The following is a 25,294-nucleotide window of genomic DNA, read 5'->3' on the forward strand; positions in this document are numbered from 1 at the left end:
GATAAAGTAACCAACACCTCAGAATACCTTGCCGGCAGCGTCAATACTAATCCCGTCGTCATTCGTAAAGTCATGAGTATGTTAAAGGGTGCAGGACTCGTTCATGTACGTGCAGGAGTAGCCGGGGCCAAGCTTGCAAAGAAACTTTCGGAAATTACCCTGCTAGATGTATACAAAGCCGTAAACGTCGTCGCCGAGAACGATTTATTCAGCACTCATGAGCACCCCAATCCGGAATGCATGGTCGGCAGAAATATTCAGCAATCTTTGACCAAACAATTTTCCGCCGCGCAAAAGGCCATGGAACGCTCCCTCGAGATAGTTACTCTTGAAGACGTTGTTCAAGACATTCTCCAATCCGATAACGTTTAAAATTCTTCTATAGATATGATCAGTAAAAAGCCGACTGCAAATGCAGCCGGCTTTTTACCATTTAAATCCCCATATCCGTCGCTTGACTCGAGCCTTCATAACGCATCAAAGCAGGCTGCAGCGTTCCGGTAACGATATCACGAATCCGCTCCACGATCTCTTCCGGCCTCTCCTTCATGCTCCCCTTCACCCACTTCACGACAATCCCCACAAATGCGAAGGTGTAAAAATCGGCAATAAAGCTCTGGTCTGCCTGTGATATGTTCCGTTTGAAGGACACCTCATGAACGACACTCATAATCAAATTATGTGTGGCTTCGAACAAAAAACCGTCAAAGGCATTTTGTCCTGGTGTGTTCAGCGCAGTGATGTAAAAGATGCGGTTGTCACCCAAGTAGGATAATATCCTTCTGATGCCATCAGTCCAGCGCTCATAGTCGCGGCAGTCCGCAATGCTTTCCACTGCCTCCGTGTAATAGATCCAATTGACCAGGTCAAACTTGTCCTTAAAATGATAATAAAACGTCTGCCGGTTAAGACCGCAGTGGTCTACAATTTGTTTGACGGAGATTTTCGATAACGGATATATCGTGGTCAATTCTTTTAATGCAGCTGCAATCGCCCGCTTGGTAATCTGTGATTCCGACATGGCGGTCACCTCGAATCTAATTGGCTAGAATTAAAAACTATCAATACTATAAAATATTCTCTTTCGCCGGGAAAAGATGCAGACGATTTTCGCAACTTGCCTAATTTTTATACACTCTTCCCATATTGTCTAAAAGAAATCCGTTTCTCTATCTGCTCTTCGCCTTAAGTACAAATATATAAGGAGGAGATTAATCATGCTGAATCAAGAGAAATGTAATGCACACGAACGAAAAGCCTACTTTATTGGAGGAGGCATCGCTTCATTGGCCGGCGCCGCCTTCCTGATTCGTGATGGTGGAATGGAAGGAAGAAACATTCATATTCTCGAGGATCTAGGTATTAACGGTGGAGCACTCGACGGAATTGGCAGCGGTAATCAAGACTATGTCATCCGCGGCGGCCGGATGCTCAACGAGCCCACTTATGAATGCACCTGGAACCTGCTCGCTGACATTCCCTCTATCGATCGCCCGGGTAAGTCCGTTAAAGATGAGATCCATGATTTCACGGCACAATACCCAACCCATGCAAAAGCAAGACTGATAGATCGTACACGCCAAGTTGTCGATGTAAAGCATATGGGCTTCTCTTATGAGGATCGGATGGATATGAGCAGGCTTTTGATTAAATCAGAAGAAGATCTTGGGGCCAAGCGGATTAACGAGTGGTTCTCGGAGCATTTTTTCAGTACTAACTTTTGGTACATGTGGGCAACCATGTTCGCATTCCAGCCTTGGCACAGCGCCGTTGAATTTAGACGTTATATGATCCGTTTCATGCATGAATTTCACCGGATTGATACACTGGCAGGTGTTGCACGCACACCATATAACCAATACGACTCCATCGTGCTGCCAATTCAGAAATGGCTGGAGAAGCAAGGTGTACAGTACTCGTTGAATACGACAGTCACGGACATTGATTTTGCCGGAGAAGGATCAAAGCGAACTGCAGAACGCATTCATCTCCGCCAAGCGAATCACACCGGAGAAATCTTAGTAAGCCCAGAAGACCTGGTCTTTTTCACCAATGGCTCCATGACCGAGAATTCGGATCTTGGCGGCATGGACCGTGCACCCGTGCTCAAAGACAAAGGACCATCATTTGGCTTATGGGACAAGCTGTCCGCAAAACAGCCGGGCTTCGGCAATCCCGCAGCCTTTAGCAACAATATTACTCAGTCCAAGTGGGAGTCGTTTACCGTTACCTGTAGAAACCCGCTTTTCTTCCGGCGTATGGAAGAGTTCACAGGCAACAAGACCGGTACCGGTGCTTTGGTAACTTTTAAGGATTCCAACTGGCTTATGTCCGTCGTGCTGGCTCATCAACCACATTTCCGCAATCAGCCCGATGATATCCAGGTATTTTGGGGTTACAGCCTGGCTGGAGACCAGAAGGGCAACTATGTCGACAAAACGATGGCCGAATGCACGGGTGCGGAAATCCCGACAGAGCTGTGCGGTCATTTCCGCTTTACGGATGATTTGCCGCTTTTACTGGAAACCTCCGATGTTATCCCTTGCATGATGCCGTTTATTACGAGCCAGTTCATGCCTCGGGTCAAAGGTGATCGTCCTGATGTCGTGCCGGAAGGCAGTACCAATTTTGCACTCCTTGGGCAGTATACGGAGATTCCTGAGGATGTCGTTTTTACGGTTGAATACTCGGTACGCAGTGCCATGACGGCGGTATATAAGCTGCTCAATATCGAAAAAGATATTCCACAGCCATACAAAGGTCAGCATAGCCCCAAGGTGCTGTTCGAATCACTGGTCACCGCCTTGCGGTAAAATCCTAAGCAGGAAATGAAAAATAAAGCTTAACAAAAAATGAGGTGATCCTTCCGATTTTGAGGGAAGTCACCTCATTGCTGTATTTCGGGTAAGCTTTCATCCATATGAAGTTCTGTCTCAAGCTTTTGCATAAGAGCAAGGACAGCAGCTCTTTCTCACCGTGTGCAGGCCCGGTACGCCGAAGGTGGCAGCCCGGTATGTCCTTTAAACAGCCTGGAAAAGTAGGCGAGCTGCATGCCGAGTTGATCGGCAATATCCGAGATAGCGGCATCTGTGTAGGAAAGCAGCCGCTTGGCCTCCTCCATCCGTTTGCGCTGAACGTAGTGCATGGGCGTAACTCCCATAATCTTTTTGAAATAAGGAATAAAGTAATTCGGATGCAGATGGACGATTTCCGCCAGCAGCTCGATTTCCATCGATTCATGCAAATGCCTGTGGATATAATCCAGCACATCCCCAAGCTTGCTTGTCTCTGTCTGCTGTAAAAAATCCTTCCAAAAATCCGTATAGCCTCCATCCTCCAGACAGCAGGCAAGCATCGTCAGCAGACATGCCTGTGCACGCAGCACCGAAAAGGGGCCGCCTTGATGAAATAACTCCACCAATTCCGTAAAGATGCGTTCAATAAACTCGGGGTTCTTCGCATCACAAATATAGAGCTTGCTGTCAGCCGAAAACAGAGGCCACTCCCCCACCTGCGCATCAAAATGGCAAAAATAGCGCGTATACGGATCATCCTGTTCCGTTAACGCCCTTTGATTCGTGCCCGCAGGCATGATCATCATCTGATTGGGTTTTGGCTCATAGGAGACACCATTCAGAACAACCGAGCCACTGCCTTCCGCAATAAAATATAGCCGGTGAAATGACGGAGCTATCTCCGTCCGGTTCCACCCGTGAAACCCTTTTCTGTGTTGGGTATAGCTAATATTCACGGTCAGGCTTTCCGGCAGTCGTCCGGTCATATCCAGTGATTGTTCCAAGACGTTTCCCCTCCCTGTTTCATTAGCCTTATTGTAACATTAGGATTTATCCAAAACACCTTAATTTTGTGCAAAACCCTCTTAATTCAGGTCATTCTCATATGCTTCGATTCAAGCTAAGCTTATGGGGAATAGCAGATATGAGAGGTGGAATTCGGGCATGGATAACGTACGCTTTGGCATTATCGGAATAGGAAATATGGGCTCCACACACGCTCTGAGTCTCAGCGGGGATATTAAAGGCGCTGAACTGACAGCGATTTGCGACACGAATCCCGAACGACTGAATTGGGCGAAAAACAATTTGCCCGAATCCGTGCAGCTTTTTGATACGCCTGAAGCTTTCTGGGCTTCCAAGGCAATGGACACCGTACTGATTGCTGCACCTCATTACGACCATCCGGGGATGGCGATCCATGCATTTGAAAACGGTTACCATGTGCTGGTGGAAAAACCCGCTGGCGTATATACCAAAGCTGTTAAAGATATGAACGAGGCCGCCGCCAAATCCGGCAAGCAGTTCGGCATTATGTATAACCAGCGCACCAATCCGCTCTATGCCAAGCTCCGTGACCTGATCCAATCCGGCGAACTCGGAACCGTAAGAAGAACGAACTGGATCATCACCAACTGGTACCGCTCGCAGAGCTACTATAATTCGGGCGGCTGGCGCGCAACCTGGGCTGGAGAAGGCGGCGGCGTGCTGCTGAATCAGGATCCCCACCAGCTGGATCTTTGGCAATGGACGACAGGCATGATGCCTAAGCGGGTACGGGCGTTTTGCCAGTTTGGCAAATACCGAAACATTGAAGTTGAAGACGATGTTACAGCATATGTAGAATACGAGAACGGCGCCACGGGCGTGTTTGTGACGACGGTCGGTGAAAGCCCAGGAACCAACCGTTACGAAATCAGCGGTGATAACGGCAAAATCGTCATTGAAGACGGTAAGCTGACTTTCTGGCGTTTGCGCGTGCCGGAGCCTCAGTTCAACCGTGAATATACAGGCGGATTTGGACAGCCTGAGTGCTGGACATGCGATATCCCGGTACCTGATGGAAACGGACCACAGCATAAAGGGATTTTGCAGAACTTTACGAATGCCCTCCTTCATGGGGAAAAGCTGCTTGCTCCAGGCGAGGAAGGTATCCTTGGGCTGACGATATCCAATGCGATGCACTTGTCCGCCTGGACCGATAATTGGGTAGATCTGCCGCTGGATGAGGATCTTTTCCATGAAAAGCTTCAGGAAAGAATACGGAATTCCACCTTCCGTAAGGAGCAATCCGCTGAAACTGTTCTTAATGTCAAAGGAACGCATTAATCCCATAGGAGGCATGGATCATGAAACTTTCCGTATTTACTGTAGTCACTCCGGACCTCACTCCGGAAGAGCTAGTTAAAGCAGCCCGCGAGGCTGGGCTCGACGGCGTTGAATGGAGATTTAAGGAGGTGCCGAAGGACGTTAATGGTGAAAAACCCTCCTTCTGGGGGAATAACCTTTGCTCCATCGATCCATCCCTTTCTGAACCCGAGATGCTTAAGTATAAGGAAATCACGGAAGCTGGAGGGCTTGAAGTTGTCAGCGTGACGCCTTATTTAAATGAGATGAATCTCGACGCTACCGAGCATGTATTCCATACTGCGCGACTGCTGGGTGCCAAAATGATCCGTGTAGGTGCAGCATCTTATGATGGGACCGGGTCTTATCCTGAGCTCTATGAGACTACAGTCCGCTACCTGAAAGAAGCCGAACGGATGGCTAAACAATATGGCGTGAAGGGTATCGTGGAAACGCATCACAGGACGATTGCGCCAAGCGCAAGTCTGGCTCACCGGCTTGTCAGCCATTGTGATCCCGACCACATCGGTGTGCTGTTTGATCCCGGAAACATGGTACATGAAGGCTACGAGAACTTCCGCTTGGGGATGCAGCTGCTTGGCCCATACCTTGCCCATGTCCATGTAAAGAACGCCCGCTGGGTTCAAGATGGCCAACGCGAGGATGGAACAGCAAACTGGCGCTCCGAATGGGCGCCGATGCGGGAAGGCATCATCAACTTCGGGAGTTTGCTTCGGGACCTGAAAAGCGTTGGATATGACGGATACCTCGGCATAGAAGACTTCAGCGGACAATACGCCTCTGGAGAACTGCTGAAGCAGTTCGGAGAATTCATGCGCGAAAGGACTCAGGATCTATGACCACTTCAAAGCAGGACGGAATGAACTATGCGCCGCAGGGGAAGCCCAATCATGTCGTGAACCCGGGCGAATTCGTATTCGCGGCGGCTGCTCTTGACCATGGCCATATCCAGGGAATGACCAAAGGACTCATCGAAGCAGGCGCTGTCCTTAAGTGGGTGTTCGATCCGGATCACGCCAAGGCCGCTTCCTTCGCTGCCAAGTTTCCGGGAGCCGTCGCTGCAGACCGTCTGGAACAAATACTCGAGGATCCTGAAGTTCGTTTGGTCGCGGCGGCAGCTGTTCCCTCCGAACGCTGCGAGCTGGGACTGCGGGTAATGGATGCCGGCAAAGACTATTTTACAGACAAGACCCCCTTCACAACATTGGAACAGCTGGAGGCCGCTCGGGCCAAGGTTCGGGAAACCGGCCGGAAGTACATGGTGTACTACAGCGAACGGCTTCATGTGGAATCCGCCGTATATGCCGGACAGCTGATCCGGGAAGGTGCGATCGGACGCGTGCTCCAGGTCACCGGGTTTGGACCCCACCGCCTGAGTGCATCCACACGACCGGACTGGTTTTTCCAAAAGGAGAAATACGGCGGTATTTTATGCGACATCGGCAGTCACCAGATTGAGCAATTTCTGTACTATGCTGGTTGCAAGGATGCAACAGTGCTCCAAAGCAAAATAGCTAACTATAATCATCCGGATTACCCGGAGCTGGAGGATTACGGTGACGCTACGCTGGTTGGCGACAACGGAGCCTCCCAATACTTCCGCGTCGACTGGTTCACGCCCGATGGTCTGGGTACCTGGGGGGATGGACGGACGTTTATTCTCGGAACCGAAGGGTACATCGAGCTTCGCAAATATATCGATGTTGGAAGAGAGCCGGATGGTGATCATGTATATCTGGTCAATAAGGAGGGTGAGCGGCATTTTGCCGTTCACGGGCAGATCGGCTACCCGTTTTTTGGAGAGTTGATCCTCGACTGCCTGCATCGCACCGAGCATGCCATGACACAGGAGCATGCCTTTAAAGCCGCCGAGCTGTGCCTGAAAGCACAGGAAATGGCTCTCCGCATCACCTAAACCGTGAACTTGCAAAAAAACCATATATTCACATGACAGGATGGGATTCCATGAATAAGACAGGAGCAGCTATCATCGGCTGCGGAGCCATTTTCCCCCTTCATGCCGACACGATCATGGAGCTGGATCATGCGGAGCTGCGCATCGTGATTGATACAGATTTGGATAAGGCACGGGCGGCAGCAGAGCGTTACGGTGCCGAAGCAGCTGCTGATTACCGAATTCTGATTGAACGGGAAGATATTCAGATTGTTCATTTATGCACTCCTCATCATATGCATGCGGAGATGGCCGTGCAGCTGCTGGCAGCCGGAAAGCATGTCCTGACCGAGAAGCCTATGGCCGAAAATCTCGGCGCGGCACAAGCCATGCTGGAAGCGGCGCGGAATAGCTCAGGGCAGCTGGGGATCACGTTCCAGAACCGCTATAATGCGTCGTCGCAGATGATACATGAATATATTGCCTCCGGCGATCTCGGCAAGCTGATCTGCATGAAAGGTGTCGTTACTTGGCACCGTGACCATACTTACTACGGAAGTGCATCATGGAGAGGAAAATGGGCTACTGAGGGTGGCGGCGTATTGATTAATCAGACTCTCCATACTCTTGATCTGCTTCAGTGGTTTGGAGGTGCAGTCTCCTCGGTCAAAGGCAGTGTAACAACCGATGCGCTGGACGATATCATTGAGGTTGAAGATACCGCACACGCCTGCATTGACTTTGAGGGTGGTACGAGGGCATTGTTTTACGGTACGAACGCGTATGGTTCGGATTCGCCCGTCGAGCTCGAAATCGTGTTTGAACAGGGGACTTTATCGCAGCGGCGGGATATGCTGTATCTCTGGAAGGACGGTATTGAAACCCGGTTGTGTGAACCGCCTCAAACCAGCACGGGAGGCAAATCTTACTGGGGAACAAGCCATCGGAAGCTGATAGCTGATTTTTACCAGCATGTGCGTGATGATCAGCCTTTCTGGATCGACGCGGAAGAAGGCATCAAGGCGCTTAAGATTATAGACGATTTATACGGCTATACCCGCAGCCGCAAGGGCTTAAGGTTTCCACCTGAATAAAAAACTTCAATTTCAATAAAAAGCTCCCATACAGATGAGTGCTTGCCTGAAGAGGCGCTGCGCCAATCTGTACGAGAGCTTTTTTATTAGGAATATCCGGTCAGACGGTTTTCACAAAGGTTATGGAACAGGATTGCTCCCTATTTTTAGGCGTAAACCGAGTTAAATGCAGCCTCTACCTGTAGCAGAATGGTATCCCAATCGGCATCCGGTGTCTTGCTGATCGTAACGAAGTCCTTGATCCCGAAAATGTTGTCAATGCCTTCAATGCTGAGCAGGGCACTTGCGAGCGGGTGATCGGTTTGTTCGCCGCTCTTCAGGGATGTACTTTTGGGGCCCTCAAAAAGAGTTGTATTCGTATTAATCTTGATGGAATTCGGATTGGGTGTGGCTTGTACATTATATTGTACTGTCATGTCATCACTCCTTTTTTGGTGATTATAACATGCCCAGATCAGACTTACGAAATAAATCCGTTCTCTAACCGAATTTTCCTTAAGTCTTTGGTATGCGCATCTGGCGAATTCCGCAGATTCAGATACATTATTGCCTGCTGCCGTGCGGGGATAATGGAAAAATACATGTTTCCATGAAAATATCCGACAGACCCTTTGCCTTCCAACGGAGTACACTTGCTTTAGAGGAAGCGACTAAACTACAATAAGAAGAACAGATATCGACGAACATTCATAGAAAATAGACCGCATTTAACGGAAGTTTTTCTTGCAATCAGGTTGTGAGTTCCTCGGAGTTTATCCTTTCTGATATCTTGAAACAAGAGTAAAATACGGAAACGGGGTGAAGCTGTGGGCGGGTTTAAACAGGAATTCGAGAATGATGGTGCCAAGTATATCGTGTCTGGTGATTCCATCTCCAAAGGGGTCATTTATGACGAGGTTCGAAAAAAGTACGTGATTTTGGAGGATAATTATGTATCCCTTCTTCAGAACAAACTCAAAGGTGCGGTCCGCAATACGGCAAGGTTCGGGAACACGCTGCTTAAGGGAATCACCAACCTAAAAAAAGATGTGCTGAAGGATAAGCCTAACATTGTTCTCATTGAATACGGCGGTAATGATTGCGATTTTAACTGGAATGAAATAGCGATTGATCCCGATGCTGAGCATCATCCGAAGACCGATTTTAACATTTTCGAAAAAATGCTCACGGAAACCGTAAATGAGCTGAAGAGCCAGCAGATTATCCCGATTCTCATGAGCCTTCCCCCGTTGAATGCAGATAATTATTTCAAATGGGTCAGCCAAAACAATCCCGAAGCGGAGAGAAATATTCTGAAGTTTCTAGGCAGCGTCACTAAAATCTATTGGTGGCAGGAACGCTACAATTCGACCATTCTGAAGGTTTCTGAGCTGACGAAGACCAAATACATCGATGTGCGCGGTGCATTTCTGGAGCATCCTGACTATACGAAATTCCTTTGTTCCGATGGCATTCATCCGAACCGGGAAGGTCACCGGATCATCTGTGATAAAGTGGTGGAGTTCGTCAAATCGAATTACAAGCATTTGCTGCTGGATAGCGGCAGTTCTAACCATATGGCTTATGAGCCCTAATGGGCACACAAATAGCTGCCGGGATACATCCCCGGCAGCCATAACGGCAACCTGCCAAGGTTGCCTTTTTTGTGTTACACGTGCAGCGACGATTGCACCGGATGGATATGCCAGATGTCCGACGCATACCGGTTAATCGTACAGTCGCTGGAAAAGTGTCCGGCGTGGGCGATATTCACAATGGATTTTGATGCCCAGGCCTGTTGGTCCAAATAAGTCTGATCAATGATTGCCTGCGTATCCGCATAGCTGCCAAAATCCCGGAGGACAAAGAACTCGTCATTATGATCCAGAATGGACTGATAAATGAGCCCGAACTCACGTTCATGACAGCAAAACGGTCCGGGAGACACCAGCTGATCCATGACTTGTTTGATCCTTGGATCCTGGTTATACATATCTCTCGCCAAGTATCCGCCGTATCTGTAATAATTCAGTACCTCTTCTGATCGTAAACCGAACAGAAACATGTTTTCATCTTCGAGCATTTCATGCATTTCCACATTGGCGCCGTCCAGTGTACCAACTGTAAGCGCACCGTTCATCATAAACTTCATGTTGCCCGTACCGGATGCCTCTTTGCCGGCCGTGGAAATTTGCTCGCTCACATTGGCAGCGGGGATGATCTTCTCCGCCAATGATACCGAATAATTTTCAAGAAACAGCACCTTCAGCTTGTCATTTACCTGCGGATCTTTGTTTACAACCTCTGCGACCACATTAATCAGCTTGATAATACTTTTCGCCAGATAGTAACCCGGTGCTGCCTTGGCACCGAATATAAACGTCCGTGGCACACGGTCTGCCGATGGACGATCCTTAATCTCGTTATATAAGTGCATGACATGCAAAATGTTCATCAGCTGTCTTTTGTATGCGTGAAGCCGCTTCACCTGAACATCGAAGATGGAATCCGGATCAACCGTAATTCCCTGCTTCTGCTCAATGTACGCGGCAAGACGCAGCTTGTTGTTACGCTTGATACCCATGATTTTATCGCGGAATGAAGAATCATGTTTAAGCGGCTCCAGCTCAAGCAGCTGATACGGATGAGTGATCCAGCCCGTGCCAATGCTCTCGCTGATGAGATGACTGAGCTCCGGATTCGCATGCATCAGCCAGCGGCGGTGGGTAATCCCGTTCGTTTTGTTATTAAAGCGTTCCGGAAACAAATCATAAAACGGCTTCATGACGTTACTCTTCAACAGATCCGTATGCAGCTGAGCCACTCCGTTGACACTATAGCTGCCGACAATCGCCAAATGAGCCATTTTAACCTGGTCGCTCTCAATGATAGCCACCTCCGAAACCAGATCCTGTCTCGCCGGAAACCGTTCTAACATCATGCCGCAAAATCGTTTATTGATTTCTTCGATAATCATATACACTCGAGGCAGGAGTTCTCGCATCATATTAACGGGCCACTTCTCCAGCGCTTCACTAAGCAGCGTGTGATTCGTATAGGATACTGTACGGGTGGTTACGTCCCATGCCTCATCCCATCCGAACCCTTTCTCATCAATCAGAATTCGCATTAGCTCCGGAATGACCAATGTCGGATGCGTGTCGTTGATATGGACTGCAATCTTGTTAGGCAAATCGCTGTACGGCAGTCCCTGTTTATCAAATGTGCGCAGCACACTTTGAAGTCCGGCCGAGCATAAAAAATACTGCTGCTTCAGGCGAAGCAGCTTGCCCTCATAGCCGGAATCATCCGGATACAGGAATTCAGAAATGGATTCCACGGAGCGGTTATAGTCCAAAAACTTATAATAGCTGTTCTGGCCCTCCATCCGCATTTTAGCCGGTTCCATCGCCGATTCGGCACTCCACAGCCGGAGAGTGTTCACATGAAGGTCTCCGTAACCAATAACCGGAACATCGTACGGAACTGCCCAGACCTTCTCATAGTTGATTGTATTAAAAATGGTTCTGCCATCCTCTTCCCGAACCTCAACCTGTCCCCAAAAACGTACCTCAACCTTTTTATCCGCCCGGCGTTCTTCCCAAACATTGCTCTTCTGGAGCCAATCATCCGGAAGCTCGACCTGGTGGCCATCAATAATTTTTTGTTCGAACAGGCCGTACTTATACCGGATTCCGCAGCCGTGGCCCGCATATCCCAAGGATGCAAGGGAATCCAGGAAGCATGCAGCAAGACGTCCCAGTCCTCCGTTACCGAGACCTGCATCCGGCTCCTGTTCCTCGATTTCCTCCAAATTCCAGCCCAGATCAAGCAGTCCATCTCGAACGGTCTCTAGCATGCCGAGATTGAGCAGATTGTTCCCCATTAGACGGCCGATTAAAAACTCCATCGAGAAGTAATATACCTGCTTCTCCTGCCGGGTTTTATACATCTGATTGGTCTCTGCCCACTCCCTCCCGATATTTTCACGGATCAGCATGCCTAGAATTTTGTATATGTCATCTGCGGCTGCCTCTTCAATGCTTTTTCCTAAACGACTAACCAATTGTTCCTTGAATGCAGTTTTGAATAATTCCTTGTTGTTAAACAAAAGAAGTGTCCTCCTGACAATTAAGTTTAGATCGCAGTGTCTTTAGCAACAACAAAGGGCTTTCTCACATCGCCTTGAAGCTGGCGGCCCCTTGAAATAACGACGTCTTTGTCGAGAATAACGTTCTCAAGCACCGCATTCTCTTCAATGACGCATTTTTGCATAATAATCGAGTTATGGACCCGGGCGCCTTCCTTCACCTGCACCCCGCGGAACAATATGCTGTTCTCGACAGCCCCGCCGATCTGGCAGCCATTCGCCACCAGCGAATTGCTTACATCCGCTGTCTCGAGATATTTGGCCGGAACCTCATATTTGATCTTTGTGTGAACCGGCTGCTCCCGGAACAATGAATTGTATTTCTCAGGCTGAAGCAGGTCCAAACTGTTGCGATAATAGCTCTCCAGCGAGTTGATGACCGCATGATATCCCTTGTATTCGTAACCGGCAATATTCAGCTTGTTCCGGTTTTTCTGGATGGCATCTCTGAAAAAATGGCTTTCTCCATGGGCGATGCATTGTTTGACGAGCGTTAGGAACATTTCCTTCTCCATAATGAACATTTCCATATAAACGTTGGGGTGATCCCGCTCCCGGTGGATATCGGTCACCCGTCCGCTTCCGTCCACATCGAGGCGGGTGCAGGACTGATGCTCCGGTTGAAGCTGATCAACCTTGGTGTAAATAAGAGTGACATCCGCCCCCTGCTTCAGGTGATGTTCATAGGCATCGCAGAAATCAACATTGCTTAAATGCTGGCTCCCGGAATACACCACATATTTAGCCGAGCCGCGTTCGAAAAAGTCCTGGTTGTTATGAATATGCTGAAGTTCACCCGTGGAAACATCCGAAGGATCATTCCAATCGGGAGGCAAAATGAACAGTCCGCCTCGTTTGCGGTCCAAATCCCACGGGCGCCCCTCACCAAGATGATCCATCAGCGAGCGGTATTTGCGCCGGACAAACAGCGCGATATCCAGCACGCCGGCATGCATCATATTGGACATCACAAAGTCGATCAGCCGGTACCGTCCGGCAAAAGGCACCGCTGCCCCGCACCGGAAATAGGTCAGCTCATTTAATAGATCAAGCTCATGATCCAGATTAATGACTCCCATGAGTTGTTTCATGAAACACACCGTCCTTTTTTCTTAAATAGTAGGGGTTGGAAATGAGGCATTCGCACTCGGTGCCGTTTCATTATCATTCGTGATCAATAATATTTCGCTATTATCTTCACGGCCGGCACCTATGACGGCACCGTCTTCAATCACCATATTCTCAGTAATGATTGCGCGGTGAATGCGCACATTTCGGCCGATTTTCACCTGCGGCATGATAACGGAATCCGTCACCACGCTGCCCTCTCCCACTTCAACACCATAAAAAAGAACAGAGTGATTCACTTCTCCATAAACGGAGCATCCCTCATTGATCATGCAATTTCGCACCTTCGCCCCTGGCGCAATATACTCGGCAGGCTGATTCGGGTTCCGTGTGTATATCCGCCATTCCGGATCATTCAAATTAAGTTCCGAATACTCCGACAGCAGATCCATATTCGCTTCCCACAGGCTATCAATTGTACCGACATCCTTCCAATAACCCTGGAACGGATAAGCATATAACGTTTTTTCTTCAGCGAGCATCAACGGAATGATGTCTTTACCAAAGTCGTGGCTTGTATCCGGATGATCCACATTTTGCAGCAAATATTTTTTCAGAATATCCCATTTGAACAAATACACGCCCATGGATGCCAAAGTGCTCTTCGGCTTTGCCGGCTTCTCTTCAAACTCATAGATGCACAGGTCATCATCTGTATTTAAAATTCCGAAGCGCGTGGCTTCCGCCAAGGTGACATCAATGACCGAAATGGTGCAGTCGGCATTTTTCTCCTTGTGATAGTCCAGCATGCGTTCATAATCCATCTTGTATATGTGATCGCCGGATAAAATCAGTACATGCTCCGGATCGTATTGTTCAATAAACTTCAGGTTCCGGTAGATCGCATCTGCCGTCCCCCGGTACCAGCTTGTTCCATCCTCACGCTCGTAAGGCGGCAGCACATAAACGCCCCCGCTTCGCCGGTCCATGTCCCAGTCGCTGCCGACCCCAATATAAGAATGCAGCACGAGCGGCTCGTATTGGGTTAATACGCCTACGGTATCGATGCCTGAATTAGAGCAGTTGCTCAAAGGAAAATCAATGATCCGGTATGTACCTCCAAAATACACCGCAGGCTTTGCCAGTGTCTTGGTCAACCCTTTGAGACGTTTGCCCTGTCCACCTGCAAGCAGCATGGCCACTACTTCTTTTCTCTTCATGGCTGATTCTCCTTTATTCAAATTAAGGATTCGGTTAAAAATCCTGAAGACACGAATACGCAGCACAAAAATGACGGGCTGGTGTCATGGCTGCAATTCTCATAAGCGCCCGGCCATACGGACAGTGATCCCTATGCACTATTAAACGTGAAACTTGCTTGGTAATCCCAGTTGGTATACATTAGGTGAATTTCATGATTAAGAGAATGGACAGCATCATAGATGTGCCTGTTCATCGTCTTCGGCCGCTTCGCGGACGAGCAGATGTTCAACAGGAATAAAAAAGAGGAAGAGAATTTCATTCATAGATGAGTAAGAGGTCAGGGCCGCATTCAGCGGCAGTTTCTTGCGGTAAAAGGGAGTGGTACTCTTGAAGTGTTACTTTATTATATCTTATGAAAAACATCTATAGAAGTATCTTGCTGGAGTTTCCCCGCTTATATTGAAAGTATTTATTGTTATATAGAGATGCAGAGCTCTATGAAGTTCAAACGCGTCTAAATACAAGAGAAAGAGACCTGGTAAACAGGTCTCTTTCTCTTGTTAAATAACGGGATGAAGGTTATTTCTGCTCCTGCATCTCCGGCTGAGTTTTCTTTAAATACGCCCGCCAAGTGATACACCACTGCTTCGGATCATCCAGCGATGATTCATCATTGCGGTGAACGGTACTGCTGTGCGGCGCTGATTTTACGATATCCGGCTGCGTATAAGCTTCATTCGAGATATGGGCAAGCGTCTGGATGTATTCGTCCAGATCCTCCCTGGAGTACGATTCAGTAGGCTCCAGCGTAAACGGCTGCGGTACAATATACGGGTGATGGGAAGTCCAGTAATGCAGACCGAAATCACACATCCGCCGCGTAATATCCTCCGTCGTTACCCCGGTCTCGTCCGTGAGCTGCTTCCAGCTGTAACGAACTTGCTCCAGGCGGCGACCTTTAATATAAGGAGCGCTCGCACCGCGGATCTGAAGAATTTTGTGATAGAGATAGTTGTTATTCAGCACCGCAACTTGAGCGACATCCTTCAGCCCTTCCGGACCGAGGCTCATAATCCAGGCATAGGAGCGGAGCACAGTCTGGGCCACACCGTGGAAGCTGCGTACCTTGCCGATACTGTCGCCGGTTTGCTCCGTCAGAATATAACGTCCGTCTGCACTCTTGCCCACGAGTGGGCCTGGCAGGAACGGCTTCAGTGCTTCGGCAACACCCAGTGCTCCCGTCGCCGGTCCGCCGCACATATGTGGCGCTGCAAAGGTCTTGTGAAGGTTGAAGAAGCACATGTCAAAGCCTGCTTCCTTCGCCCGTGTAATCCCAAGCAGACCATTGGCATTCGCCTGATCGTAATAGCAAACACCGCCAGCAGCATGAACCACATCCGTGAATTCACGGATACGATGATTGTAAATCCCCGTGTCTTCCGGGTTCGCCACGACGAAGCCTGCGGTCCGTCCGGAGACGGCGTTTTTCAGCTTCTCAAGATCCGGGAATCCGTCCTCATCCGGATGCAGTGTAATAATCTTGTAGCCCTTCACTGCAGCCGTCGCGGCCTGGGAGGGATGCGAGAAGATTGTCGTGATGATCTCATCACGCTGATCTCCTTCTCCGCGTGAGTCATGGTAGGCACGGACAATGGAAGCCATGGCCAGCAGCGCCTGCGTTCCACTGCTTGGCTGGAACGAGAAGGCATCCATGCCGGAAATCTCACGCATCGCCAGATCGAGATTATGGAATATCTCCAGCATTCCCTGCACGGAATCGACATGCTGCAGCGGATGCAGCTCAGTCATGCGTGGATTGCGGATCAGCATCTCGTTAATCCGGGGAATATATTTCATCGTGCAGGTCCCCTGCCCGATTTCGACGTTCATATCTGATCCAAGCGTCTCCTGAGACAGTCTCAGATAGTGCCGGAGCACCTTGGCCTGACCGATTTCCGGCAGGGCAGGTGCTGTACTCCGTCGCATAGATGCCGGGATGCTGTCTTCCGCACAGCCAACCGCAGCTGTTAAGGCTTGTTCGGTTCCCGGCGGAATAACGCCCCGTTCTCCGGACCGGTGAAGCTCGAAAATAACAGGCTCATCCCATTTAGCTTGGTGGAACTGACGGACCTTATGGTCTCTGCGTATCCGTTTCATAGCGCTGCCTCCTCCTTTTTATGATCCGTATGATGTTGTGCTGACAATGGAGCCCATCGCTTCCACTAGACGGTCCAGATCTCCCTGCGTATGGATTTCCGTCACGCAGTACAGCGCGCACTGCCCCCACTCCGGATAAGCTGAAGACAAATCTTTTCCTCCGAAAATACCTTCCTCCATCAAACTCTGGTTAATCTCGGCGACTGAAAGACCTGTATCATTAAAATCAACGACGAATTCCTTGAAATAGGCCCCGCTGAAACGGAGAGATACACCCGGAACCTCGGCGAGCTGCTTCGCGGCATAATGCGATTTCTGAATAATAGTACCGCCGACCTCCTGCATTCCAACCGGTCCAAGCAGTGACAAATATACCCCTGCTGTAATTCCCCATAAAGCCGTTTGGGTGCCCACCGACTCCTTGCCCTTTTCCCGGAGTGCAAAGGATGTACGTTCATAAGCGACGTCCCCGAAGCCGTATTCCCCTTCTGCTTCAGTTGGCACGATTCCAAACAAACGGGAAGGATACTCCATCACATATTTCTCCTCATCACGCGTAGCGATGAAGCCTGCCTGCCCGCCGCCATAATTCATATGCATGCCCAGCGGCTGTAAATCTCCGCAAATGATATCAGTACCGTAACGTCCGGGCGGCTCCAGAACTCCGAGCGATATTGGATCAACACCTACAATAGAAACGGCATTCGCTCCATGGGCAAGCTCCGAAATCTCGGCTCCCTGATCCTCAATGATCCCGAGGTAGCCGGGATTCTCAAAATACACGGCTGCAATGTCATTGCTTAATTTACTGCGCAGGTCATCCAGATCGATCCGGCCTGTTATCGGATCGATCTCTACATACTGGATCTCCATGACCGGCGTGCAGTAATTCCGGATAATGGCCGCTTTATCCGGATCAACCGAACGCGGCAGCAGGGCAGTTTTGCGTCCCGTGATACGGCCTGCCATTCGGATGGCGGTAGAAGCAGCCTGTGCCCAGTCAAAAGTCGGAACGTTCACGACATCCATATCCACCAGCTCAGCCAGCAGGCTTTGATATTCAAACAAGGCCTGGAATCTTCCATGGTCTTCATATGGTTCTCCGGCATAAGCCGTCACAAATTCAGAACGCTGGTTTATTTCGTCACATACGGCCGGAATAAAATGCTGCCAGCACCCGGCGCCAAGAAAATTGAGATAGTCCGCACCATGCTTGTTCTTCGCCAGCAAGCCGTCAATATGACGGCGCAGCTCGTACTCATTCATCGCTGGAGGAAGGTTCATCTCCCGGTTCAGCTTTAAGCTCTCAGGAATCGCGTCGTGAAGCTGATCCATGGATGTAAGGCCAATTTCCTTCAGCATCGCGTCCCGGACCTCCGGAACGGTATTAGGAATATAAGGATGGGCATAAGTTCTGTTGTCAGCCAAAATTAACGCCTCCGTTCTATGTTGGAAAGAGAAATGATATATCCGTTCTAAGCGATGCCGCCTCCATCTACGACGAGCACACTACCGGTTACCCAGGAAGAAAGGTCGCTGGCAAGGAATAACACGGCATTGGCGATATCGCGTGGTGTGCCGAGGCGCTCCAGTGGGCGTCCGCCTGCCGAAGCGACCAGGAATGCGGCCTCATCCTGCTGCAGCTGCTTGGCCTCGGCACGCAGAAGCGGTGTATCCGTGTCTCCAGGCGATACGCAGTTAACGCGAATGTTCGAAGCGCCATGATCGATAGCCATCGCTTTCGTCAGATTGACGACACCAGCCTTAGCCGCGCAGTAAGCTGCGGCACGGTCTCCACCCTTCAAGCCCCAGCCGGAGCCGGTGTTGATAATGCTGCCGCCTCCGCTTTGCTCCATAATCGGAATCACATATTTAGAGAGGAGATAGACACCTTTGAGCGAGACGTCCAGCACAAGATCCCAATCCTTTTCATCCAGCTCGGTCACTGTTTTGCGGCGAATCACACCTGCGTTGTTGAAAAGGATATGAATGCCGCCAAGAGCTGATCCGATCTCCGAGGCAACACGCTCGCAATCCGCTGCCGAGGTAACATTACAGCGGTAAAAGCTCGCCTGCCCTCCCTGTTCACGAATCCCGGCAGCGGCTTTTTCTCCTGCAGTCTCATTAATATCGATTAAGACTGCATGCGCTCCAAAATCCGCCAAAAGCTCGGCAGCGGCCAAGCCAATACCTGAAGCCCCGCCTGTAACGACAGCTACCTTACCTGATAAATTTAATACATCCTGTGTGTTAATCATCGTTCTCCTCCTCCGATTCTTGTTGTTTGGCTTCTACTGCCATCCGGCGGCTCAGCCATTCTGGCGAGCCGTCCTCTGCGAGGTAAGGCTGAAGCAGAATACGGAACTGGAATGGCTCCGGCTTTACGGAATGTTCCGGTGATTGTGCCGGTCCGCAGCTGTTGCTGCCCAGACCATTTTGCCGGTAATCCAAATTCAGAGTAATGAAGTCACGGGGCTTTAGATCGCTCATATGCTGTGCCTCTTCCAGATCACCATCCGTATAACGTCTTGCACTGAACTCCAGCACTGGTGCGCCTGCTGCAAGGAGTCCGATCCCCGCTTCATCCACGATGGATACCCATCTGACATCGGTACGATTGCCATTCTCCTGCGGGTAGATATATGGCGTGAACAATCCGTCCACAGTGCTCTGGTATACCCCGACGCGTCCTGCCTCCTTACTGTCCGAATAGCTCTCACCCGGACCACGACCGTACCATTTCACATGTTCCATATCTCCAGGGATCTGAAGTTGCAGCCCAATCTTCGGCAGCATAACTGGCGGTGTACCCTCCGGAGTACCCTTCATGTCCATCATCATGAGTCCACTTGCTGTGACCGTATAAGATACCTCGCAGCGGAAACCCCAATCGTGAACAGGAGGTGCGATGCGTGAGGTCCAGATAACCTTTACCGCTGCTTCACCCAGCTGCTCCCACCGGAAGCCGTCGATCCGCTCTGTCAACCTGTCGAGATGTGCCTTGCGCCAATCCGGGAGCACATACATGTCATTATCAATCGGCGCGCGCCAGAAATTCAGGTGCGGGCCCCGCTGAATCAATTCCTTCCCATTGATACAAAGCGATGCAATTCCCGCCTGCAGCCGGTCGAAGGAAACGCGGAAGACATCATTGGAGAGGATCAGTCTGCGCCCCTCTTCGTTAACGGTTAATTTTTGTAATACAAGCGGCGCAGATCTCCGAGCTTCGTACAGGGACTGAGCCGGCAGTGCAAACTGTGCCCAGGCTACCTCATGTCCAGCTCTCGCCCAGCTGCAGTCAGCTCCCAGTGTAAATCCGACATTCAGCCACGCTTCCGTACCTGGCTCTATGCTTTTCAGCGGCTGACCCGCTTGGAGCGGAATCTCCAGCTCCGCATTTTCGCCTGGACCGATATGCGGAAGCGTGAGCATGCCGCTGCGTATGATGCATCCATCTGCCGTCACACTGTAATGGGCCTGCAGATGATGAAGTGTCGCAAAGTCGTACCGGTTCGTAATACGGATTTTGCCTGCATCTATCATTTCGACCCTGACGGGTTCGATAATCTTCTTATATTCAATAAGTCCTGGTGAAGGCGTACGGTCCGGACGAACCAGCCCATCGATAACAAAGTTACTGTTATTCGGCACATCCCCATAATCTCCGCCGTAGGCATAATCATCCTTGCCGTCTGCCGTTTTCCGGCTCAAACCATGGTCAATCCACTCCCAAACGAAGCCGCCCTGCAGTCGGGGGTATGCATCGAAGGTATCGAAATAAGGTCGTAATCCCCCGGGTCCATTGCCCATCGCATGAGCGAATTCACACAGGATATGCGGCTTCGGATGATCCGTCATCTGGCCGAAGCCTACCATTTTCTCCACGGAAGAATACATTGTGCTTACTACATCGCATACTTCCGCTTCACGGTCTTCCTCATAATGAACCAAGCGAGTCGGATCATTCTCTTTGCACCATTCGGACATCGCACGGAAATTACAGCCGAAGCCGGATTCGTTGCCAAGTGACCAGAATATGACGGACGGGTGGTTCTTGTCGCGTTCCACCATGCGCCGGATCCGGTCTACGTAAGCATCCTTCCATGCCGGGTCGTCACTTAGACGTGATATATTGCCCAGCGGCTCGAAGCCATGTGTCTCCAGATCCGTCTCTTCCATGACATACAGCCCGTATTCATCACAGAGATCATAGAACCGCGGGTCATTCGGATAATGCGCCGTGCGTACGGCGTTAATATTATGCTGCTTCATCAGCTGGATATCTTGAAGCATGGTCGACAGCGTCACCGTACGCCCTGTATCCGGATGATGATCATGCCGGTTTACGCCTTTGAGAAGGATGGCCTTGCCGTTCACCAGGAACTGGCCATCCTTCACTTCCACTCGCCTGAAGCCCACTCGCTGGGCGGTGATTTCCGTGACTTGATCATTCGCGTCCTGCACAGTAATAATCAGATGATATAAGTAAGGTGACTCAGCATTCCACAAGACGGGCTTTGCAACAGGCAGATTAAAATCGGCATGAGACAGGTTGGACACTACTACTTTGTCAGCAGAGAGAACCAGTTCCCCTGCTTGGTCAATCAGTTGAAGCTGTATCTTCCCCTGGATGTTACTGCCCGCCAGATCCAGACGGACCGACAGTACCGCGTTAGCAAGTTCCGCATCCAGCTCCGTCACAACCCGATAGTCGGTGACTCGGACGGCAGAGGGCTCCGCAATCAGGTACACATCCCGGAAAATACCGCTCATCCACCACATATCCTGATCTTCAAGATAGCTGCCGTCGGACCATTGATATACCCGGACAGCCAAGCGGTTCACTCCCGGCTGCAAGAAAGATGTCAGGTCAAACTCCGTGGTCAAGCGGCTGCCCTGGCTATAGCCGACAAACGAGCCATTGAGCCATACATGAAAGGCGCTGTCCACGCCATCAAACTTGATCGATACGGTCCTCTCATCCCAGTGGGGAGGCAGTTCAAACTCCCGCACATAACTCCCCGTCGGGTTGTCATTCGGTACATGGGGCGGATCCACAGGGAACGGATAAAGGAGATCTGTATAATGCGGATGTCCGTAGCCCTGCAGCTGCCAGTGTCCGGGTACACGGATGTCATCCCAACCTGTGGTATCGCAAGTATTCTTATCAAAATCCTGTGGAGCCAGTTCAGGCATCCCGGCAAAATTGAATTTCCAAATTCCGTTCAGTGATTTGAACCACGGAGAACTTCCTCTGTCATAGCTCAAGGCACTATCACGGTCTGAGTATGGTATAAAATAAGCTCTGCTCTTCGAGCGGTTTCTCTCCAGCACGCCAAGACTATCCCAATCGCGGTTGGTCATGATGTCATTCATGGTTCTCTTCCCTTCCTTTCTCTCTATCCTTTAATACCTGTAGTAGCAATCCCGCCTACGATGTAGCGTTGGGCGAAGAAGAATATAGCCAGCGGCGGAATGGAGATCAGACAGGTAATAGCCATAATCGACTGCATATCGACGCCGTACATTCCTTTGAACTGCGAAAGACCGAGCGTCAGTGTATATTTCGTCTGATCATTCAGGAAAATGAGCGGTCCGAGGTAATCATTCCAGCAGCTCATGATCTGAAATACGGCCACCAGGATCAACGAAGGCCCCATCAGCGGCACAATGATACGTAATAAAACAGTCACTTTGCTTGCACCGTCAATCGTTGCTGCCTCATCCAGCTCCCTTGGCAGCGTCAGAATAAACTGCCGCAGCAAAAAGATATAATAAGCGGATCCGAACCAGGATGGTACGATAAGCGGCTTAAGCGTGTTGATCCACCCCAGATAATTGAACTCCATGTACTGCGGAATCATAGTGACTTCCCAGGGTATCATCATGGTTGCCAATACCACAAGGAACAGGAAATCGCGCCCCTTAAAATGGAATCTCGCGAAGCCATAAGCCACAAGGGTGCAGGATATCAGCTGCCCTAGTGTAGAGAAGGCAGTGACAAGCACCGTATTTTTCAAAAACATGTTGAAGGGCTGGATATTCCAGGCCTCCGCAAAGTTACTGAATTTCCATACGGATGGAATCCATTTGGGCGGGAACAGATACAACTCCTGTTGAGATTTCAGGGCCGTAGTCACCGCCCAGAACAGAGGAGCAATGAAGAGCAGCGAACATAAAATGAGCAGCGTGTACGTGATCAGCTTTTTCATGGGGTCTGCCCTCCCTTTCTCGCCTTAAGCTTCTTCTGCGGATTCTTTTTCATTTCACCTTCGTAGAACACCCAGGCTTCCGATGACTTGAATACGAGGAATGTCAGCGTAAGCACGATCAGGAACATAAACCAGGCATTTGCGGCGGAATATCCCATTTTGAAATATTTGAATGCGTTCTCATACATATACATGGCATAGAAATAGGTAGATTTCAGCGGCCCGCCTCCCGTAAGCAAGAGCGCAAGCGTGAGCTGCTGGAATGCCGCAATAATGGATGTTATCAGATTGAATAAGATGGTTGGTGTAATCATCGGGATCGTCACGCTAAAGAATTGACGGATTTTACCCGCCCCATCGATCGAAGCAGATTCGTACAGATCCCGGGGAATGCCTTTTAGTCCTGCCAAGAAAATTAGCATCATGGACCCTTGGCCCCAAAGACTTGCGACTACCATCGCTACCAGCGACCATTTCGTATCGTTCAGCCAATCGGGTCCCTGGATGCCAAAGATCGAGAGGAAGTAATTCAGTATCCCGTAATCTCCGCTATACACCCAGGACCAAATCATGGCCAGCGCCACGCCCGAAATGACAGACGGCAGATAGAATGCCGTACGAAAAATTGCACTTCCTCGAACCTTTTGGTTCAGAAGCATGGCAAGTCCGAGTGCAACCACGATATTGAGCGGAACGAAGAGAACCGCAAACTTCAGTGTCACAAACAGGGATTTCCAGAACATCGGATCATCGGTAAACATCTCCACGTAATTATCCAGACCGATAAAGGTTACCTTGCCGACAATCGGCCAATCAAAAAACGAAATAATCAAGGAGAATAACAGCGGGCCTAAGGTAAAAACAATAAATCCGAAGACCCAAGGGAAGATAAAGAGGTAGAGGGCAGCCCCACCCCATCTGCGTTTTTTCAAGGCCTTAAGGGCGGCTGTCTGTTCCCGTGTATTCTGCAGGTAGGTCTGAGCCATCTCCTAACCTTCTTTCTAAAATGGATTATTTCAAATACCGTTCACTGTCCTTGACAGCCTGGTTCAGCACTTCTTGTGCATTACCGCCATGCATTACCGCTTCTACCGCAGCGGACAGCTGACGATTCACTTCATTCCATTTTGGATTCAGCAGAAATGCGGGTGTATTGTCTGAACGTTCAAGCATCGTATAGTAAGGCTTGTAAAGCGGATCCTGATCCTTCTTCAGCTCGTTAACAACACTTTGCCGCACAGGCAGGTCAGCAACGCGCATTTTGATCGATTCATTGGATACATAGTACTTAACGAACTCCCATGCGAGATCCTTTTGCTTGGAGTCTTTGGCAATAGACAGCGCGGATTCGGCCAGCACACCCTTAACCGGTTTGCCTGTGAAAGCCGGTATTTCGACAGTGCCTACATCGATACCCGCTTGTTTGAACGATTCCAGCGGCCAGATTCCGCTTTCCCACATGGCGATTTTGCCGGCTTTAAAAATATCATCGCCGCTCTGCTGGCCTTTACCGCCAGTCAGCACCGCGGAGCCGTTTTTCACCATATCGCCGAACATTTGGATGGATTCAGCCGTTTCCTTGCTATTCATGTAACCCTCAATGGTTTTGCCGTCCGGTGAGATGAATGAGCTGCCATTACTCCAAACAAAGCCCTGCAGATCATAGGTGTCATTCTCGGCGCGTGCCCCGAAGCCGTACTGCTTCTTGGATTTGTCGGTCAGCTTTTGGGAAATTTCCTGAAACTCGCTCCAAGTCCATCCGTCTTTTGGATAGGGGATTCCCGCCGCATCAAACAGCTTCTTGTTGTAATAGACGACACGGGTGGTAAATCCGGCAGGAATGCCGTACAGTTTGCCATCGATTTTACCGTAGTTGAACAATCCTTTGTAGAAATCATCTATGTTCAGGTCTTTATCCTTGTCTGCGAAGCTGTCCAGCGGTTCCAGTGATTGATGATAGGTCGGAAAATCCCACATATACATCACATCGGGCGGGTTAGCCGCTCCAAAGCCTGCGGCCAGCTTCTGATCGAAACCGTCTGCATAGGCCTCTACCTGTACCTTTGTGCCCGGATGATCCGATTCGAATTTTTTGGCGATATCCTGCTCAATTTTGAGCGCGTCCCCTGTATCCCAGGTCGCAAAGCGGAGCGTCTTTTGATTCGTGCCTCCGCTCTCCTGGCTGGCTGTTCCGGTGCTTCCGTCTTTACCGCCGCATGCAGACAGTACGGATACCATCATCGTTGTTGCAAGGACAATGAGTGAAATTCTTTTTTTCATATTGTCAGCTCCCCTGTCAATGAGGTGTATAATAATTGAACCGCTTTCATCGTAACTCTAATGAAAGCGGTTCAAAACGTGCATCTATTCGAATG

At 49.8% G+C, this 25,294-nt stretch carries 20 protein-coding genes (1 of these 20 only partly in view); 7 read left to right on the forward strand and 13 right to left on the reverse strand.

Annotated elements, in window-relative coordinates:
• Window positions 1–372, forward strand: the 3' portion of a protein-coding gene (locus E6W40_RS26475; RefSeq protein WP_136608585.1) for an Rrf2 family transcriptional regulator. It extends 63 nt beyond the left edge of the window; 372 of the gene's 435 nt are visible here — the last part of the coding sequence; the start codon falls outside the window, past its left edge; the stop codon is at window positions 370–372.
• A 61-nt stretch (window positions 373–433) separates the two neighbouring features.
• Here E6W40_RS26475 and dhaS read toward each other — a convergent pair whose 3' ends face one another.
• Window positions 434–1,021, reverse strand: a complete 588-nt coding sequence (gene dhaS, locus E6W40_RS26480) for a dihydroxyacetone kinase transcriptional activator DhaS (protein WP_136608586.1) — start codon at window positions 1,019–1,021, stop codon at window positions 434–436.
• 196 nt (window positions 1,022–1,217) lie between these two features.
• Here dhaS and E6W40_RS26485 point away from each other — a divergent pair, with 196 nt between their 5' ends.
• Window positions 1,218–2,813, forward strand: a complete 1,596-nt coding sequence (locus E6W40_RS26485; protein WP_136608587.1) for an oleate hydratase — start codon at window positions 1,218–1,220, stop codon at window positions 2,811–2,813.
• Between the two features lie 158 nt (window positions 2,814–2,971).
• Here the strand turns inward: E6W40_RS26485 and E6W40_RS26490 are convergent, their stop codons facing one another.
• Entirely contained in the window at window positions 2,972–3,799 is an 828-nt protein-coding gene (locus tag E6W40_RS26490; RefSeq protein ID WP_246073204.1) for an AraC family transcriptional regulator, read from the reverse strand.
• A 160-nt stretch (window positions 3,800–3,959) separates the two neighbouring features.
• Between E6W40_RS26490 and E6W40_RS26495 the strand changes: the two genes are divergently transcribed.
• The 4 genes from E6W40_RS26495 to E6W40_RS26510 are packed head-to-tail and all read left to right on the forward strand — an operon-like array spanning window position 3,960 to window position 8,150.
• Window positions 3,960–5,123, forward strand: coding sequence for a Gfo/Idh/MocA family protein (locus E6W40_RS26495; RefSeq protein ID WP_136608588.1), 1,164 nt, complete (start codon window positions 3,960–3,962; stop codon window positions 5,121–5,123).
• A 20-nt stretch (window positions 5,124–5,143) separates the two neighbouring features.
• Complete coding sequence (locus tag E6W40_RS26500; protein WP_136608589.1) at window positions 5,144–6,001, forward strand: sugar phosphate isomerase/epimerase family protein; 858 nt, start codon at window positions 5,144–5,146, stop codon at window positions 5,999–6,001.
• Window positions 5,998–7,077, forward strand: coding sequence for a Gfo/Idh/MocA family protein (locus E6W40_RS26505; protein ID WP_136608590.1), 1,080 nt, complete (start codon window positions 5,998–6,000; stop codon window positions 7,075–7,077). The genes E6W40_RS26500 and E6W40_RS26505 overlap by 4 nt, the downstream gene beginning before the upstream one ends.
• Before the next feature lie 50 nt (window positions 7,078–7,127).
• Complete coding sequence (locus E6W40_RS26510) at window positions 7,128–8,150, forward strand: Gfo/Idh/MocA family protein (RefSeq protein WP_136608591.1); 1,023 nt, start codon at window positions 7,128–7,130, stop codon at window positions 8,148–8,150.
• Window positions 8,151–8,296: 146 nt separating this feature from the next.
• Here E6W40_RS26510 and E6W40_RS26515 read toward each other — a convergent pair whose 3' ends face one another.
• Complete coding sequence (locus E6W40_RS26515; RefSeq protein WP_136608592.1) at window positions 8,297–8,566, reverse strand: NifU N-terminal domain-containing protein; 270 nt, start codon at window positions 8,564–8,566, stop codon at window positions 8,297–8,299.
• 390 nt (window positions 8,567–8,956) lie between these two features.
• On the opposite strand from E6W40_RS26515, the gene E6W40_RS26520 reads away from it, so the two are divergent.
• The gene (locus E6W40_RS26520; RefSeq protein WP_136608593.1) at window positions 8,957–9,724 is read left to right on the forward strand and encodes an SGNH/GDSL hydrolase family protein; all 768 of its coding nucleotides are present in this window, start codon (window positions 8,957–8,959) and stop codon (window positions 9,722–9,724) included.
• Between the two features lie 74 nt (window positions 9,725–9,798).
• Here E6W40_RS26520 and E6W40_RS26525 read toward each other — a convergent pair whose 3' ends face one another.
• The 10 genes from E6W40_RS26525 to E6W40_RS26570 form a co-directional block, all read right to left on the reverse strand.
• Entirely contained in the window at window positions 9,799–12,240 is a 2,442-nt protein-coding gene (locus E6W40_RS26525; RefSeq protein WP_136608594.1) for a glycogen/starch/alpha-glucan phosphorylase, read from the reverse strand.
• A 26-nt stretch (window positions 12,241–12,266) separates the two neighbouring features.
• Window positions 12,267–13,370 (reverse strand): glucose-1-phosphate adenylyltransferase subunit GlgD, encoded by a 1,104-nt coding sequence (gene glgD, locus E6W40_RS26530; protein WP_136608595.1) that lies wholly within the window; start codon window positions 13,368–13,370, stop codon window positions 12,267–12,269.
• 21 nt (window positions 13,371–13,391) lie between these two features.
• Entirely contained in the window at window positions 13,392–14,567 is a 1,176-nt protein-coding gene (locus E6W40_RS26535; RefSeq protein WP_136608596.1) for a glucose-1-phosphate adenylyltransferase, read from the reverse strand.
• Window positions 14,568–15,129: 562 nt separating this feature from the next.
• Window positions 15,130–16,707, reverse strand: coding sequence for an aminomethyl-transferring glycine dehydrogenase subunit GcvPB (gene gcvPB, locus E6W40_RS26540; RefSeq protein WP_136608597.1), 1,578 nt, complete (start codon window positions 16,705–16,707; stop codon window positions 15,130–15,132).
• Window positions 16,708–16,725: 18 nt separating this feature from the next.
• Complete coding sequence (gene gcvPA / locus E6W40_RS26545) at window positions 16,726–18,135, reverse strand: aminomethyl-transferring glycine dehydrogenase subunit GcvPA (RefSeq protein ID WP_136608598.1); 1,410 nt, start codon at window positions 18,133–18,135, stop codon at window positions 16,726–16,728.
• A 47-nt stretch (window positions 18,136–18,182) separates the two neighbouring features.
• Window positions 18,183–18,965 carry an SDR family NAD(P)-dependent oxidoreductase gene (locus tag E6W40_RS26550; protein WP_136608599.1) on the reverse strand — a complete coding sequence of 261 codons (783 nt, stop codon included), beginning with the start codon at window positions 18,963–18,965 and terminating at the stop codon, window positions 18,183–18,185.
• Window positions 18,958–22,083: a beta-galactosidase, LacZ type gene (gene lacZ / locus E6W40_RS26555; protein WP_246073205.1), complete on the reverse strand. Its 3,126-nt coding sequence runs from the start codon at window positions 22,081–22,083 to the stop codon at window positions 18,958–18,960. Before lacZ ends, E6W40_RS26550 begins: the two co-directional genes overlap by 8 nt.
• A 23-nt stretch (window positions 22,084–22,106) precedes the next feature.
• Window positions 22,107–22,919 carry a carbohydrate ABC transporter permease gene (locus tag E6W40_RS26560; RefSeq protein ID WP_136608600.1) on the reverse strand — a complete coding sequence of 271 codons (813 nt, stop codon included), beginning with the start codon at window positions 22,917–22,919 and terminating at the stop codon, window positions 22,107–22,109.
• Entirely contained in the window at window positions 22,916–23,905 is a 990-nt protein-coding gene (locus E6W40_RS26565) for a carbohydrate ABC transporter permease (protein WP_136608601.1), read from the reverse strand. Before E6W40_RS26565 ends, E6W40_RS26560 begins: the two co-directional genes overlap by 4 nt.
• 25 nt (window positions 23,906–23,930) lie before the next feature.
• Entirely contained in the window at window positions 23,931–25,199 is a 1,269-nt protein-coding gene (locus E6W40_RS26570; RefSeq protein WP_136608602.1) for an ABC transporter substrate-binding protein, read from the reverse strand.
• Window positions 25,200–25,294 lie beyond the last annotated feature (95 nt).

Source organism: Paenibacillus dokdonensis (genome assembly GCF_004916975.1).
In the GTDB taxonomy this organism is placed as follows: domain Bacteria; phylum Bacillota; class Bacilli; order Paenibacillales; family Paenibacillaceae; genus Paenibacillus_AQ; species Paenibacillus_AQ dokdonensis.